A 15019-nucleotide genomic window follows, 5' to 3' on the forward strand; every position below is an offset into this window, starting at 1 on the left:
TGCCACAGGATGCATGTCGCAAACGGTTGTCCTCGGCGTGATCGGCTCCGACGCACACGTCGTCGGGATCACGATCCTCGAGCAGGCGTTCAGTGCAGCAGGCTTCGACGTCGTCAACCTCGGCGTTCAGACCTCTCAGGAGGAGTTCGCAGAGGCAGCGGTAGCACACGACGCCGGGGCTGTACTGGTGTCCTCGCTGTACGGCCACGCCCGACAGGACTGCCAGGGGTTCCACGACGTTCTCGAGTCGGCCGAGATCGATGCGGTCACCTACATCGGCGGCAATCTCGCCGTCGGTCAGGACGACTTCGAGCGGACGCGAGAGACGTTTCGCGAGCTCGGTTTCGATCGCGTCTTCGACTCCGAAACCGATCCCGAGGAGGCGATCGCCGCACTCAGACGGGATCTCCAGATCAGACCGACCGAGACCGAACGAGTTACCGTGAGTTCGTAGATGATACGCGACGAACGCCTTCGATCCGACGAGCTACGGCGAATCGACCGGGAGATTCGGGCCGACTGGTCCACGGGTGCGGCGGTGGAGTTCGAGGAGGCGATCGCCTTCCACGACTCACTTCCCGCGAGCAAGCGGTTTGCGGACGTCCTCGAGTCGGCTGACGTTCCCCTCTTGCAACCGCGGGCGGGGGTTCCCAGACTCGACGACCAGATCGATCTCCTCGAGTCGCTGCGGACGGACGGCGGGGCCGATCTCCTGCCGACGACGATCGACTCCTACACCCGGGACAACGAGTACGAGAAGGCGGCGGAGGGACTCGAGGCGGCCCGGGAGACGGGTGAGGATACGCTCAACGGTTTTCCGGCCGTCAATCACGGCGTTTCGGGCTGTCGTGAGCTGATCGAGTCGATCGACGCGCCGATCGAGGTGCGCCACGGAACCCCAGACGCTCGGCTGCTCGCGGCGATCACCTTCGCCGGCGGGTTCCAGAGCTTCGAGGGGGGACCGATCTCGTACAACATTCCGTACACGAAGCGCCACGGACTCGCCGAAACAATCGAGAACTGGCAGTTCGTCGATCGACTGGCGGGAGCTTACACCGAACGCGGCGTGCGGATCAACCGCGAGCCGTTCGGCCCGCTGACCGGAACGCTCGTTCCGCCGTCGATCGCCATCGCCATCATGCTGATCGAGGGGCTGCTCGCGGCGACCCAGGGCGTGCGCTCGATCACGCTCGGTTACGGCCAGGTCGGGAACGTCGTCCAGGACGTGGCGGCCCTGAACGCCCTCCAGAAACTGGGCGAGGAGTATCTGCCCGACGAGGTCGTCGTCACGACCGTCTTCCACGAGTGGATGGGCGGCTTTCCCCCGGACGAGGCCCGCGCCAGCGGCGTCATCGGTCTCGGCGGTATGACCGCGGCGATCGCCCGACCGGACAAGGTCATCACGAAATCCCCCCAGGAGTTCCAGGGCGTGCCGACCCGGGAGGCGAACGCCGCCGGCCTGCGCACGACGCGTCAGGTCATCGATATGGCGATCGAACAGGAGATCGACATCGACGGCATCGACGAGGAACGGGCACTCATCGAGCGCGAAAGCCGGTGCCTGATGGACGCCGTCTTCGACCGCGGCGATGGCGACATCGTCCGGGGAACGATTCGGGCGTTCGACGACGGGGCGCTCGACGTCCCCTTCGCTCCGAGCGACAGCGCGAAGGGGGCCGTTCTGCCGGCGCGCGACGACGACGGCCGCGTCCGAATCTTCGAGTGGGCCGATCTCGAGATGGACGGCGAGATCAAGGAGATCCACGGGGCGCGACTCAGCCGGCGCGCCGACACCGAGGGTCGCGACCAGTCGTTCCGGATGGTCGCGGACGACGTCGACGCGATCAGCGAGGGAAAGCTCATCGGCCGGCCGGAACCGCGAGGTGACGTGTAGTGCGGATCACGGACGTTCACGCGACGCCCGGCTACGCCGGCTTCTTCTTCGACGACCAGCGCGCGATCAAGCGCGGCGCACAGCAACAGGGATTCACCTACGACGGCGATCCCGTCACGGAGGGCTTCGAGGCGATCCGACAGGCCGGCGAGGCGCTCATCGTCGACGTCACTCTTGAGGACGGAACCGTCCACCGCGGCGACTGCGCTGCCGTTCAGTACTCCGGTGCCGGCGGACGTGATCCGCTCTTTCGGGCACGGGCGTCCGTTCCCGTCGTCGACGGACCGATCGCTGAGGCACTCGTCGGTCGTGACGCGAGGGACTTCCTCGCGAACGCCGAACTGCTCGAGGATCTGCGCCCCGACGGGACGGCCCTCCACACGGCGCTTCGGTACGGCGTCTCGCAAGCGCTGCTCGCGGCGGCCGCGGCGGCGAGGACGACGACGATGACGGACGTACTGGCCGACGCGCTCGGGACGGTGCCGGCGACCGACCCCGTTCCCGTCTTCGGCCAGTCCGGCGACGACCGCTATGAAAACGCCGAGAAGATGATCGTCAAGGGCGTTCCGGTGCTTCCACACGGCCTCATCAACAGCCGCGAGAAGCTCGGCAGGGACGGCGATCGGCTGCTCGAGTACGTGGCGTGGCTCGTCGAGCGATCGGCGGAGCTCGGCCCGGCCGAGTACGAGCCGACGTTTCACGTCGACGTCTACGGCACGATCGGTGCGTGGTTCGGTCCGCCCTACGACCGTCCGGAGGTCGTCGACTACTTCGCTACCCTCGCGGAGGCGGCGGCTCCCCACCCGATCCGGATCGAGGGACCGATCGATGCCGACGGTCGGAGCGCCCAGATCGACGCGATGGCGGCGTTGCGGGACGGTCTCCGCGACGGCGGCGTCGACGTCGAACTCGTTGCCGACGAGTGGTGCAACACGCTCGCTGACGTCCGGGCGTTCGTCGACGGCGGTGCGGCCGACCTCGTTCAGGTCAAAACGCCCGATCTGGGCGGAGTTCACCGAAGCGGCCGGGCCGTCCGCTACTGCGACGGGACCGATACGCGAGCCTACCTCGGCGGAACGTGCAACGAGACGGCGACGTCGGCCCGCACCTGTGCACACGTCGCGCTCGCGACCGATGCCGCCCAGGTGCTCGCGAAACCGGGCATGGGATTCGATGAAGGATACATGATCGTCGAGAACGAAATGCGACGCACGATCGCACGACGAACGCGAAGACGAGAGTCGATCCGCGGGACGAACTGCGAGACGGAGGTGACGACCGATGACTGAACGACCCGACTGGACCGACGCAGACGCGTTCGCACGGGCGCTCGAGCGCGCCGACACCAGAACCAAGGGCCACTACTTCGAGGACTTCACCGACGGCGACATCCTCGAGCACGATCCGGGGCTCACGCTCACGCGCTGGGGGAACGAACGCTGGATGAGCCAGACGCTGAACCACGATCCGGCCTACTGGCGCTCGGACGCCGCGGCCGAACGGGGGTACGACGAGCCACCGATCCATCCCGACTACCTCGTCGCAGCCACGCTCGGCGTCACCGTCGAGGATCTGAGCGAGAAAGGCGGCTACTTCCTCGGACGAACGAACGGGCGCTTTCCCACCGGCCCGGTCTTTCCCGGAACGGAACTCCGCGTCGAAAGCGTCGTCCGCGAGACGGCGTCCTCGAGTTCCCGATCCGAGTACGGAATCGTCACCTGGCGAACGCGCGGGCGAGACGCGGACACGGGTGCGGTGATCTGTTCGTACGAGCGAACGAACATGATCCCGCGCCGGGAGCCACTCGAGACGGATGGAGGGGCGTCCGAGACGGGTGACAGTGATGGGGCCGAGACGGCCGGCGATGGAGACGGTTCCGAATCCGAACCCGCATCTGCCGGCGGCGGCGAACTCCCCGAGACGTTCATCACGCCCGATGGTGGCTTCTTCGAGGACTTCGTCGCCGCACTCGAGGACGCCGACGATCGGAACGCGGCCGTCGCCTACCGCCACGAGCGCGGACGAACCCAGGACGACGTCACCGTCTCCTCGCTGCCGCTTTCAACGCTGAATACGGCGAAACAACACCACAACGCCGACGTCATGGCCGATTCACCTTCGGGCGAGATCGTCACCTACGGCGACGTCACCCGCTCTATAGCGCTCGGTCACGCGCGCTCGGACGAGCGAACCTGGCGCGAACTCGGTTTCGACGATGAGCGGTTCCACACCTTCGTCGCGCCGGGCGACACCGTGTACGCGTTCACACGAGTCATAGAGACCGACGACGGAAGACAGGTCTCCAACGAGTCCGCAAGTTACTCGAGCGACGATGCGGGCACCGTCCGATTCGAACACATCGCGTTCAACCAGCGAGAGGAACCCGTTTACTCGGGGACACGAACCGCGGCGATCCAGCGACGGTCGCGCTGAAGACCCAGCCGATCGAGACAGTCGATGTTCGAACCGAAACGAACGATATCCGAAACGGACGATACCCGATGACTGATACGACCCGACTCTGTCGAACGTTCCAGACCGCACCGGCCGCCGTTCCGAAAGAAGACACGGCGAAGTACCTCGCCTCCGGGCTCGACGCCAAGGGGTTCGAGGCACCCGACTGGCTCGTCCCCGACCTCGAGGACGGCACCGCGCCGGAGATGAAAGCCGAGGGACTCCAGAACGTCGTCGAACGCGTTCCGGGGGCCGAATTCCCCGGCGAGATCTGGCCGCGCGTCGAGTGGAGCTACGAGGATTCGACGCTCCGTGAGACCGGACGTGGACAGATCGGCAAGCTGGTCGCATCACTCGGAGACGAGATCGACGGCGTCGTCGTTCCCAAGATCGGTCGCCTCGAGGACGTCGAACGTGCCGCCGCGGTCGTCGCGGAGGCCGAAGCCACCAACGGCTACGACGACGGCTCGATCGGCCTCTCGGTGATCGTCGAGACCGGTCGGGCGCGCTCCGATCTGCGTGAAATCGCGAGGTTCGGAGAGCAATCTCGACTCACCGCGTTGATCTTCGGCCCCGTCGATTACACCGCCGAACTCGGCGGTCGCGACCTCGGAGACGGCCGTCCGCGGTGGGACGGCCTGCTCGAGACGCTGTCGAACGAGGCGAGCGCGGCGGGATTGCTGGCGATCGGTGGGCCGTTCGACGATCTGTTCAAAACGCGCGCCGGACTCACCTATTACAACGCCGACGAGTACGCGGATCAGGCCGAACACGAGGCCCGGTTGGGGCTCGACGGCTCGTGGTCGCTGTATCCGAAACAGACGATCCAGGCAAACACCGTGCACATGCCGACCCCCGAAGAACTCGAACGAGATGTCGGACGGATCGAGCGGTTTAACGAGGCCAAACGGGCGGGAACCGGCGCGGTCACCATCGACGGACAGATGGTCGACGAGGCGACGTTCAAGAACTTCCGAAACACGGTCACGACGGTCCGTGCGATCCACGACACTCGCCCGGCCCAGACCGGCGAGTACTACGACGACGATCTCCTAGAGCGCGCGCTCTCGCTCGAGTTGTCGTACGCCGCCCTCGGGTAACGCGGAGACGCCCGACGCTCCGTTCTCGAGACGTACGTTCCTCGTACGCCGAGACGTACTATCCCCGTTCCTCGAGCCGACCGGTTCGGTCGGCCGAAGCCGCGAACCGGCCGCTGGGAACCGGTTCGTCCGCCGATCGGCGGTATAGGGATTGCCTACTGTCGCGTCGACCACTTGTCCCCGCGGCTCCGTCGGTGAACGGATACGATAACAAAGGCAACGGCGGCCGATCGGTGCAGATGCGAGGTTCCGCCTCGCACGGACGCTCCGTCCGTTGGACGGCGCTCGGCGACAGACCACCGCCGAGCTTCCTCCTCTCCTGTGGCTGTGTCCCCTCCCCGCTCGAGACGCGTCGGGTCGGTTGTTACTATAGGTCCTCGACTGCAAGGCAGCCGTATGGACACGTTAGCTCCGACCGAAACCGAAGGGTCGGTTGTCGATCGGGAAACGGTACTGGTCGCCGCCGTGGACGTCGCTCTCCTGGCGGCCCTGATCGTCGTCGGACAGCGCAGCCACGGTATCGATCCGATCACGCAACCGGCCGCGTCCCTCGAAACGGTCGCACCGTTCGTGATCGGCTGGCTCGCCGTTTCGGTGCTCGCGGGACTGTACGCGCGGGGGAGTTCGATGGGAATCGTTCAGACGACCAGAACCGTCGCCGTTGTCTGGCTCGCGGCGGCAAACGTTGGGGTTCTCCTGCGGGCGTCGTCCCTGTTCGACGGGAGCGCTGAGTGGCCGTTTCCACTCGTCATCACCGGGTTCGGCCTGATCGTTCTCGTCGGCTGGCGGATCGGCTATGCGGTCGTCACTGCCCGGAGTGGACGCTGAACGCGCCGTTCTCGTCAGTTCGATCGGCCCGCGTCCGATCCGCTTTCGCGTCGAAAGAGCGCCTCGACGTTCGACGGCCGAAAGTCGTTCGGCTCGACGCCTCCGTTCGCCTCGAGCGCGCGAGCCAGATAGGTAACGCTGTTTATCAGTCCGAGATGGGAGAACGCCTGCGGGAAGTTTCCGAGTAGCTGTCCGGTCCCGGGGTCGACTTTTTCGGAGTACAGTCCCAGCGGATTCGCGTACTCGAGAACGCACTCGAAGTACTCGCGAGCGCGCTCGAGGCGGTTCGAGAGCACGAGCGCGTCGACGAGCCAGAACGAACAGAGCAGGAACGCTTCTCGTTCGTCCTCGCGGACGTCGGTGTCGACGAAGCGGACGACCAGTCCGTCGTCGGTCGTCAGCCGCTCGATGACGGCGTCGATCGTCGACTGCACGCGCTCGTCCTCCGGCGGGAGGAACTCGTAGATCGGGATCAACAGCACGGTCGCATCGATCGCCTGGTCCGTGTCGAAGTGCTGGACGAAGCTGCTCGCTGACTCACTGTAGCCGCGCTCTTCGATCGCCTCTCGGACGGCCAGTCGATTCTCGTGCCAGCGGTCGGTCGGTGCCTCGAGGCCGTTGTCCCTCGCAAGTGCGATCCCCCGATCGAGAGCGACCCAACAGAGGAGCTTCGAGTGAAGGAAATGACGGTGCTCGTCGCGAAATTCCCAGATTCCGGCATCGCGTTCGTCCCAGTGATCGCAGACGTAGTCGACGATGTCGCAGACGGCGTCCCAGCTTTCGCCAACGCCTGTCTCCGAACCGAACTGGACCGTTTCGTAGATCGCCTGAACGATGGTTCCGTAGACATCCAACTGTTTCTGTGTCGCGGCCGCGTTACCGATTCTGACCGGTCGAGTTCCCCGATAGCCCGAGAGATGATCGAGCGTCTGCTCGTCGATCCCGCTCCCGGTTTCTCCGTGGAGGCCGTACAGGGGGACGATCTCTTCGGGGCCGCGCCGGGCGATATCGACGAACCAGTCGAAGTACTCCCTGGCCTCGCGTCTGTGGCCCGTATCGTGGAGCGCCTGAACGGAGAACTTCGCGTCACGGATCCAGTTGAACCGGTAGTCCCAGGTTCGATCGGAGCCGATCGCTTCGGGAATCGACGTCGTCGCCGCGGCCGGAATCGCTCCGGTGTCGTGGTGAATCAACAGCTTGAGTAGAAGCTCGGACCGGACGACTATTTCGCGCCACCGCTCCGGGATCGACGATCGCTCGCCGTCTCGACCCCCGAGCCAGTCTCGCCAGTAACGTGTGGTTCCCTCGAGCACCGATTCGTAGTCGACGGTTGACAGGGGCTCTCGACCGCCGTACTGGAGACAGACCCACTGCCGATCGCCGGCCGAAAGTGAAACGGTTCCTTCGACGAACGACCGCGACCGATCGATGGAAAATTCGCAGTCGCCGGTCAGAAACAATTGCTCGTCGGTCGGATCGTTTTCGTCGGGATCGTCGTCCTGCCGCCGGTCGTCACCGTCTCGTCTCGCACGGATACCCGTCGACCGTGACTCGAGGATGGTCTCTGCGCGAGCGTAATCGAAACGCGGGTCGAACGAAACCGTCAGGTCGACGGATCCCTCGCCACACTCGAGACGACGATATATCGATTGTTGAAATCGATCGTCGCCGGGCTCGTTCTGGGCGTAAATCGGCATGAAGTCGGTCACCGTCGCCCGACCGCGTCCGGTCTCGAAGACCGTTTCCAGTACGTTCGTCCGATCGACGTAGCGCTGTGTCGAGTCGTACTCGGTGTTCGGTTCGATGGCGAAGTGACCGCCCCGGTCAGCATCGAGGATCGCGGCGAACACGCTTTCCGACTCGAGGTGCGGGAAACAACACCAGTCGACCGAACCGAACCGGCTGACGAGCGCACAGCGATCGTCGTTACCGATGATACCGTAGTCACGAAGCGGGGGATAGTCCATGCGGGGATGTGGGTTGAGTGTCCGACGAGTGCTCGCAGTCAGGCGGCCTCGAGGGCCGTCGACGATGACCGATACAGTCCGTAGCTATTGGACAGCACGGGCAATAACTGTCGGCCAGCACGTGCAGGTCCACACTCGAAGCGATCCGTCGAGTAGCGTTCTCGGACAGTACAGGTGAGCGTTTTAAGTCTCTCGTCGGGGTGGCACCCGCCATGCCATCACGACAACGACCGTGTTCTCGCCGCCGGATGCTCGCGCTGGCACTCGGAACCAGTGGACTTATCGGCGGGACGACAGTCACAGGAGCGACCCGGTCCGTCTCGAGCAGCGAGATCGGGGGAGGTGAGACGAACGGATCGATCCAGAACGACGACGTGGATTCAGATGGATACGCGGCGGTGTACGAGGAAACCATCGACGACGTCGTTCTCGTCGCTATCCGCGGCTCGAACGACGACCCCGGCGGCCTCGGATCGGGATTCGTCCTCGAGAACGGGTTCGTCGTGACGAACCACCACGTCGCCGGCGACGCCGACGGCGTCGAGGTACAGTTCAGGGACGAACAGTGGCGAACTGGAACGGTCGTCGGCTCGGACAGACACAGCGATCTCGCCGTCGTCGAGATCGACGACCTCCCCGAAATCGTCTCCGGGCTCTCCCTTTGGGAGGCCGAGCCGGTGATCGGAAGCGAGGTGCTCGCTCTCGGAAACCCGCTCGGACTCGACGCCTCCATCTCTCAGGGGATCGTCAGCGGAATCGACCGGTCGTTGCCGAGCCCGACAGGGTTCTCGATTCCGGCGGCGATCCAGACCGACGCGCCGGTCAACCCCGGAAACAGTGGCGGCCCCCTGGTCACCCTCGAGGGCGAGGTTCTCGGCGTCGTCTTCGCCGGGTTGGGCCAGACGATCGGGTTCGCGATCTCCGCGCTCCTGGCCGACCGCGTCGTCCCCGCACTTATCGGGGACGGCGCGTACGATCATCCGTATCTGGGGGTGGGCGTCCTTCCGGTCGGACCACAGGTCGCGACGGCGAACGATCTCGAGGAACCACGCGGCGTCCTGATTACGGACGTCGAACCGGGTGGGCCGGCCGACGGCGTACTCGAGTCGGCGACCGAGAGGGAGACGATCGACGGTGATTCGGTTCGCGCCGGCGGTGACGTGATCGTCGCGATCGACGGACACGATATTCCCAACGAGGAGATCCTGTCGTCGACGCTTGCGCTCGAGACCTCACCGGGCGAGACGATCGAAATCGACGTCGTCCGCGACGGCGAACGAGGAACGCTCGAGGTGACGCTTTCGTCGCGACCGGACGTCGACACGCCGTGATCGATCGGACACGAAAGACAGATAAACGACGCTGGGCTGTACACAGATAGACATGGACGTTCCGTACGACCTGACCTCATACGTTCGGGTGTTGAAAATGGCGACGACACCCACCACTGAGGAGTTCCTTCAGGTGTCGAAGATCGCCGGTGCAGGGATCTTGCTCGTCGGCTTCATCGGATTTATCATCGGCGGAATCATGCTGCTCGTGACCGGTGGTTTCTGATGGGAATCTACGCTGTCAAGACGACGGCGAGCCAGGAACAGACCGTCGCGGACATGATTATCAACCGCGAAGAGTCGGAGGTACACGCCGCGCTCGCGCCCGACTCGCTCACGTCGTACGTGATGGTCGAGTCCGATGGACACGCCGTTCTGGAACGCGTCCTCGAGGAGATTCCCCACGCTCGGAGCATCGTTCCCGGCGAGTCAGACATCTCGGAAGTCGAGCACTTCCTCTCACCGAAGCCGGACGTCGAAGGGATCGCGGAAGGCGACATCGTCGAACTCATCGCCGGACCGTTCAAAGGCGAGAAAGCTCAGGTTCAGCGCATCGACGAAGGCAAAGATCAGGTGACGGTCGAACTGTACGAAGCGACGGTTCCGATTCCGGTCACGGTGCGTGGAGACCAGATTCGCGTCCTCGATTCCGACGAACGATAGCGAGCCGATCGGTTCGAGGAGAAGCACCGCGATCGTTTTGTTCGGTATTTTGCGAGAGAGAATTTCCTATCGCTTCGAGCGGGGGCCACACCAGTATCGAGAAAAGCAAAGTACAGACCCACGAGATGTGGGATTTCCGGCGACGTTGGGGACGACGTCCTCGAGAACGATGGCCGGGCACTCGAGACGGCGCTACCGGGTCAGTTGATTCGCGATCAGTTCCATGTCAGCGACCGACTCGATCTCCTCGAGCAGTTCCTCGCGCTCGCGAACCTCCTCGGAGCTCGCACCGTAGGCGCGGACGTACTCCGCGCGACTGTGTTCGTTGAACGCGTGGCGAATCGCGAGATAGCCGTCGGGAACGATCGTCCCACAGACTTTGCATTCGGGGCGTTCGTGTTCGGTCGCCTGATGGATAATAGCCGCCTCGACGTCGTCGAACACGGAACCGCAGCCGTCGATCTCGCATTCCCAGGCCATGTCGTCGTGATTTCGACGGCCTGTCCTCTTGATCTTTTCGCAGCACCGCAGGTGGCGAACGAATCAGAATTCATAACTCGACCGTCTCGAAATGGGGTGTCGTGAGCGCTGGAGGAGTCTCCCGGGTCGACTGTCACGTGAAGGTACTCGACGATACCGTCGTCGCTCGAGCCCGGCGAGCCGGATTCGACGCCATCGTGTACGCACCTCACTTCACCCGTCTCCCGGAAATCCGACGGCGTGCGGCGGTTTACTCGAGCGACGATCTCCTCGTCGTCCCGGCGAGAGAGGTCTTTACCGGGAGCTGGCACGACCGGAAACACGTCCTCGCGATCGGGTTGGACGAGCCGGTCCCGGATTTCATTTCACTCGACGCCGCGTTGACGGAGTTCGAGCGTCAGAACGCGGCTGTCCTCGCTCCGCACCCGGAGTTCGCCACGGTAAGCCTGACCGCGGCGGACCTAAAGCGGTATGCAGAGACGATCGACGCGGTGGACATTTTCAATCCGAAGCACCTGCGGTCACACAACCGCCGGGCGCGCAATCTCGCTTCGGAACTCGGGCTTGCGCCGTTTACGTCGTCGTACGCACACCTCCCGCGATCCGTCGGAATCGCCCACACCGAGTTCGACGCCGAAATCGAGACCGAGGCCGATCTCGTCGCGACCCTCACGGACGGCGTTTCGAGGCGAGTCGTCCATCGAAACGGACTCGAGCGCGTCCGAACGACGGCTCGCGAACTCGCACACCTCATCTACGAAAATACCTGGAAGAAGGCGGATCGACTCTTTCTGTCGGGGATCGAGCCGACGCACCCGCGGCACATCGCCTACGACGGCCGGTTCGACGACGTTTCGGTCTACTGATACGGTCTGCTGTAACTGTTTACCGGCGCATCCGGTACCCGGTCTCCCGATACGCCGATACTGACTTACAGCAGACCGTATGATGCCGCGGGAGTTTGCGCTCCCCAGAATCAGTTTCTGTCCCGGGTATTGATTGCGATTCCAGTGAAAACCAAGCCTGCACGGAGATGATTCTGTGTTAATGGCTTTTATATGGGTAATACAACCAAATTCGTACAAATAATATGCCAAAGATGACTATTTAGCCCGAACAGATAGGTTTATTATTGGACGGATAGACACTATTTCTGTCGGCATCGTGACCGACGTTACGGTGAACTGGCATACGAAAAACCCCTGTGAACGCCGGTGGATCACTCGTGCTCAATCAGCGTGTGTGCGGTCACTCGTGGCTGTGTGACCGTCTCCTGTGATCCGTCCGGGCCTGGCTCCAGTGGGCCCTGGTCCGGCATTTCGTGACCTGTTCGACCGGAAGTGACTTCTCGGGCGATCTACTGTCGTGTGGTCTGCTATCAGTCAACGCGGGGCAATCACAAACCGTGAGTGACTGCCCCGGTGAATCGCCTCGAGCCCCGAGGTGTCCTCCGATGCCCTTCGATAAATCGTCTCAACGATCCGCATCGGCCGACGGTGAAGACGACTACACGAACACAGCAGCGACCGTCAGGTGGCGCGGGAGCGTCGTGTCGAGGAATTCGTGTCCTCTGCGAGCATCCGATGGGCGTAAAACGCGACCGAGAAATCCTGTGGACTCGGAAGCGAACACGCGAGCAGCCCGATCGTGACGGCCGTCTCGAGCGGTGATCCCGCAGTAAGACCACCGGTAGCTGCGACCGCGAAGACGGGTGCGGCGAGTCCGAGCGGAGCGAGTGCGGCGAGTCGGAAGACCCACGGTGGTTCTCGACCGGTTGGGTGCGGATCGACGACGGCCCAGGGACAACTCGCCAGCATCGCGAGGATACCGTCGGTTCGGTCGGGAGCGTACGAGATGGTGTACTCGATGTTTGCCAGCCGGAGAACGAGTGCGTGTAACCACTCGTGAACGACGAGGCCGACGACAACGGCGATCACGAGTCCACAACCAGCGACCACCACGTTCGCTCCGATCATGAGATAGCGTTCAGCGGGGACTGATTCGGACGGCACGGGTTCCGGTTTTCGACGGGCGTCCCACCGTTCGATCGAAACCGGTGATCGGATAAATCCACCCGGATGTACGTATCGTTCTTTTAAGCCGCAACCGCTTCGACTCGAAGAAGTATTAAGTTGTATGAGGTGGTATATCATACCATGGTGATGAACGAACCGCTCGAGTTCGGCCACGAAGACCGCAGGCGAATCTACGAGTACGTCGAGCGACACGGGTCGGCCGACCTCGAGACAGTCAGAGAACGCCTCGGAGTCGATCCCAGCGGGTTTAGACACCACGTAGCGCTCCTCAAGCGCGACAACAGGCTCGAAGAAGAGCAGGAAACGCTTCGCGTTACGATCGATGCGGGTACGGAAGAGGAGTACGTAACCGACGGGCTCGAGTTTCAGATTCGGCCCGCTAGACAGGACGATCTCTCGGGGATCGTCGGTGCGATCCGTCAGGTTGCGACGGAAAAAACGTACATCGAAGCCGAGAGCGTCGCCGACGAGATCGACCACCAAGAAGCGCTGCTCCGCCACAACGAACTCGAGTCGCGGATGTTCTTCGTCGCGACCGTCGAACGGGCCGTGGTCGGCTGGGTCCACCTCCACGCGCCGGAACTCGAGAAACTGGGCCACACGGCCGAACTCACGGTCGGCGTCCTCGAGGAGTACCGCGGTCACGGTATCGGTTCTCATCTCCTCGCACGCGGGCTTCAGTGGGCCGGATCCAACGGGTACGAAAAAGTCTACCAGAGCGTTCCGTCCTCGAACGAGGAGGCGATCGCGTTCCTCGAAGAACACGACTGGGGGACGGAAGCGATCCGCAAGAACCACTACAAACTCGACGGCCACTATGCCGACGAGGTGATGATGGCCGTTGAACTGTAGCCCGGTCATCCACGCGACGAATTGATCCGAGAGGTACAAACTCGAGCGATTTCGAGGCAGTGCGAACCGAAAGACAGTTTGAACACAGAGCGCTACGGGGAGCCATGCTCTCGATCGCGCTTGCCGGAAAGCCAAACGCCGGCAAGTCCACGTTCTACACTGCGGCGACCATGGCCGACGTCGACGTCGCCAACTACCCGTTCACGACGATAGACGCCAACCGCGGCGTCAGCTACGTCCGAACGAGGTGTCCCTGTCTCGAGCGCGAAGAGCGCTGTAACGCCGACGATTGTGCGGACGGCAAGCGCTACGTGCCGATCGAATTACTCGACGTCGCGGGGCTGGTTCCCGGTGCACACGAGGGAAAAGGCCTCGGCAACCAGTTCCTCGACGAACTGACGAACGCCGACGTGATCGTCAACGTCGTCGACGCCTCGGGTGGGACCAACGAAAAGGGCGAACCGATCGATATCGGCGCACACGATCCACTCGAGGACATCGATTTCGTCGAAGAGGAGATGGATCTCTGGCTCGCCGGTATCGTCGAACGGAACTGGGAATCCGTCGAACGGAAATCTCGATCGCCGGATTTCGACATCGACGATGTCCTGGCCGACATGCTCTCTGGCTTCGGCGCATCGCCAACCCAGATCGCCACCGTCCTTCGCGACCTCGAGTACCCCGAGGATCCGATCCAGTGGGACGACGAACACCGGGAAGCGCTCGCTCGCGACGTGCGCAGGCGAACCAAGCCGATCGTCGTTGCGGCCAACAAGATCGATATCGCCCCGCAGGAGAATGTCGAGCGGTTGCTCGATCTCGACAAGCCCGTTATCCCGACCACCGCAGAGGGCGAACTCGCGCTCCGTCGAGCCACCGAGAACGACCTCGCCGCGTACGATCCCGGCGACCGATCGGTCGCGATCGGTGACGACGTCACCGACGTCCAGCGCGAGGCGCTCGAGGACCTCGGAGAGACGATGGCCGAGTGGGACGGAACGGGCGTTCAGTCCGCACTCGATTACGCCGTCTACGAGTTGCTCGATCACGTGACGGCCTACCCCGTCGAGGACGCCGCGAAGTGGTCGGACGGCAGCGGAAACGTCCTGCCGGACGCGTTCTTGCTTCCGACGAGCTCGACGCCGGTCGACCTCGCCTACGCCGTCCACTCCGACATCGGTGACGGCTATCTCCACGCCGTCAACGCGAAATCCGGCCGCGAAGTGAGCGACGAGTACGAACTCGAGGAGGGCGACGTGATCAAGATCGTATCCACTAATTGATGATAATCTAAAGGGAACAGCGAGAGTTCCACGGGTCACCTGACCCGTGGGTGAATCGCGTACGCTTGCCTAATGTTCAGTCTCCTCGATGTACCGACGAACCACATCCTCAGAAACTGCACCCGTTGTTC

15 protein-coding genes are annotated in these 15019 nt (G+C 63.4%); 12 read left to right on the forward strand and 3 right to left on the reverse strand.

Annotation, left to right across the window (positions count from 1 at the left end; translation table 11 throughout):
- The first annotated feature begins 13 nt into the window (after positions 1–13).
- From glmS to EA462_RS16945, 6 genes are all read left to right on the forward strand, one after another.
- A complete protein-coding gene (glmS, locus tag EA462_RS16920; protein WP_124179761.1) occupies positions 14–454 on the forward strand; it encodes a methylaspartate mutase subunit S in 441 nt (146 codons plus the stop codon).
- Entirely contained in the window at positions 455–1894 is a 1440-nt protein-coding gene (locus tag EA462_RS16925) for a methylaspartate mutase subunit E (RefSeq protein ID WP_124179762.1), read from the forward strand. It begins immediately after the preceding gene.
- A complete protein-coding gene (locus EA462_RS16930; RefSeq protein ID WP_124179763.1) occupies positions 1894–3183 on the forward strand; it encodes a methylaspartate ammonia-lyase in 1290 nt (429 codons plus the stop codon). Before EA462_RS16925 ends, EA462_RS16930 begins: the two co-directional genes overlap by 1 nt.
- Positions 3176–4327: a 2-methylfumaryl-CoA hydratase gene (mch, locus tag EA462_RS16935; RefSeq protein ID WP_124179764.1), complete on the forward strand. Its 1152-nt coding sequence runs from the start codon at positions 3176–3178 to the stop codon at positions 4325–4327. Before EA462_RS16930 ends, mch begins: the two co-directional genes overlap by 8 nt.
- A 68-nt stretch (positions 4328–4395) precedes the next feature.
- Positions 4396–5448, forward strand: a complete 1053-nt coding sequence (citE, locus tag EA462_RS16940) for an L-malyl-CoA/beta-methylmalyl-CoA lyase (protein WP_124179765.1) — start codon at positions 4396–4398, stop codon at positions 5446–5448.
- 396 nt (positions 5449–5844) lie between these two features.
- Positions 5845–6276, forward strand: a complete 432-nt coding sequence (locus EA462_RS16945; protein ID WP_124179766.1) for a DUF3054 domain-containing protein — start codon at positions 5845–5847, stop codon at positions 6274–6276.
- 14 nt (positions 6277–6290) lie between these two features.
- On the opposite strand, the gene EA462_RS16950 is transcribed toward EA462_RS16945, so the two are convergent.
- Positions 6291–8243, reverse strand: a complete 1953-nt coding sequence (locus tag EA462_RS16950) for a glycoside hydrolase family 15 protein (protein WP_124179767.1) — start codon at positions 8241–8243, stop codon at positions 6291–6293.
- A 212-nt stretch (positions 8244–8455) separates the two neighbouring features.
- Here EA462_RS16950 and EA462_RS16955 point away from each other — a divergent pair, with 212 nt between their 5' ends.
- From EA462_RS16955 to EA462_RS16965, 3 genes are read left to right on the forward strand one after another with little or no spacing between them, the layout of a single operon-like run.
- Positions 8456–9574 carry a S1C family serine protease gene (locus EA462_RS16955; protein WP_124179768.1) on the forward strand — a complete coding sequence of 373 codons (1119 nt, stop codon included), beginning with the start codon at positions 8456–8458 and terminating at the stop codon, positions 9572–9574.
- 52 nt (positions 9575–9626) lie between these two features.
- Positions 9627–9800: a protein translocase SEC61 complex subunit gamma gene (locus tag EA462_RS16960; RefSeq protein WP_124179769.1), complete on the forward strand. Its 174-nt coding sequence runs from the start codon at positions 9627–9629 to the stop codon at positions 9798–9800.
- Complete coding sequence (locus tag EA462_RS16965; protein WP_124179770.1) at positions 9800–10237, forward strand: transcription elongation factor Spt5; 438 nt, start codon at positions 9800–9802, stop codon at positions 10235–10237. Before EA462_RS16960 ends, EA462_RS16965 begins: the two co-directional genes overlap by 1 nt.
- Before the next feature lie 192 nt (positions 10238–10429).
- On the opposite strand, the gene EA462_RS16970 is transcribed toward EA462_RS16965, so the two are convergent.
- On the reverse strand, positions 10430–10717 hold the full coding sequence (locus EA462_RS16970; RefSeq protein WP_124179771.1) for a DUF7565 family protein: 288 nt from the start codon (positions 10715–10717) through the stop codon (positions 10430–10432).
- Positions 10718–10818: 101 nt separating this feature from the next.
- Between EA462_RS16970 and EA462_RS16975 the strand changes: the two genes are divergently transcribed.
- Positions 10819–11583 (forward strand): PHP-associated domain-containing protein, encoded by a 765-nt coding sequence (locus EA462_RS16975; RefSeq protein ID WP_243641464.1) that lies wholly within the window; start codon positions 10819–10821, stop codon positions 11581–11583.
- Between the two features lie 663 nt (positions 11584–12246).
- Here EA462_RS16975 and EA462_RS16980 read toward each other — a convergent pair.
- The gene (locus tag EA462_RS16980; protein ID WP_124179778.1) at positions 12247–12693 is read right to left on the reverse strand and encodes a hypothetical protein; all 447 of its coding nucleotides are present in this window, start codon (positions 12691–12693) and stop codon (positions 12247–12249) included.
- Between the two features lie 180 nt (positions 12694–12873).
- Here EA462_RS16980 and EA462_RS16985 point away from each other — a divergent pair, with 180 nt between their 5' ends.
- Positions 12874–13605 carry a GNAT family N-acetyltransferase gene (locus EA462_RS16985; RefSeq protein WP_124179773.1) on the forward strand — a complete coding sequence of 244 codons (732 nt, stop codon included), beginning with the start codon at positions 12874–12876 and terminating at the stop codon, positions 13603–13605.
- Between the two features lie 104 nt (positions 13606–13709).
- Positions 13710–14888, forward strand: a complete 1179-nt coding sequence (locus tag EA462_RS16990) for a redox-regulated ATPase YchF (protein WP_124179774.1) — start codon at positions 13710–13712, stop codon at positions 14886–14888.
- Positions 14889–15019: the final 131 nt, after the last annotated feature.

The sequence above is a fragment of the Natrarchaeobius halalkaliphilus genome (assembly GCF_003841485.1).
GTDB lineage: Archaea > Halobacteriota > Halobacteria > Halobacteriales > Natrialbaceae > Natrarchaeobius > Natrarchaeobius halalkaliphilus.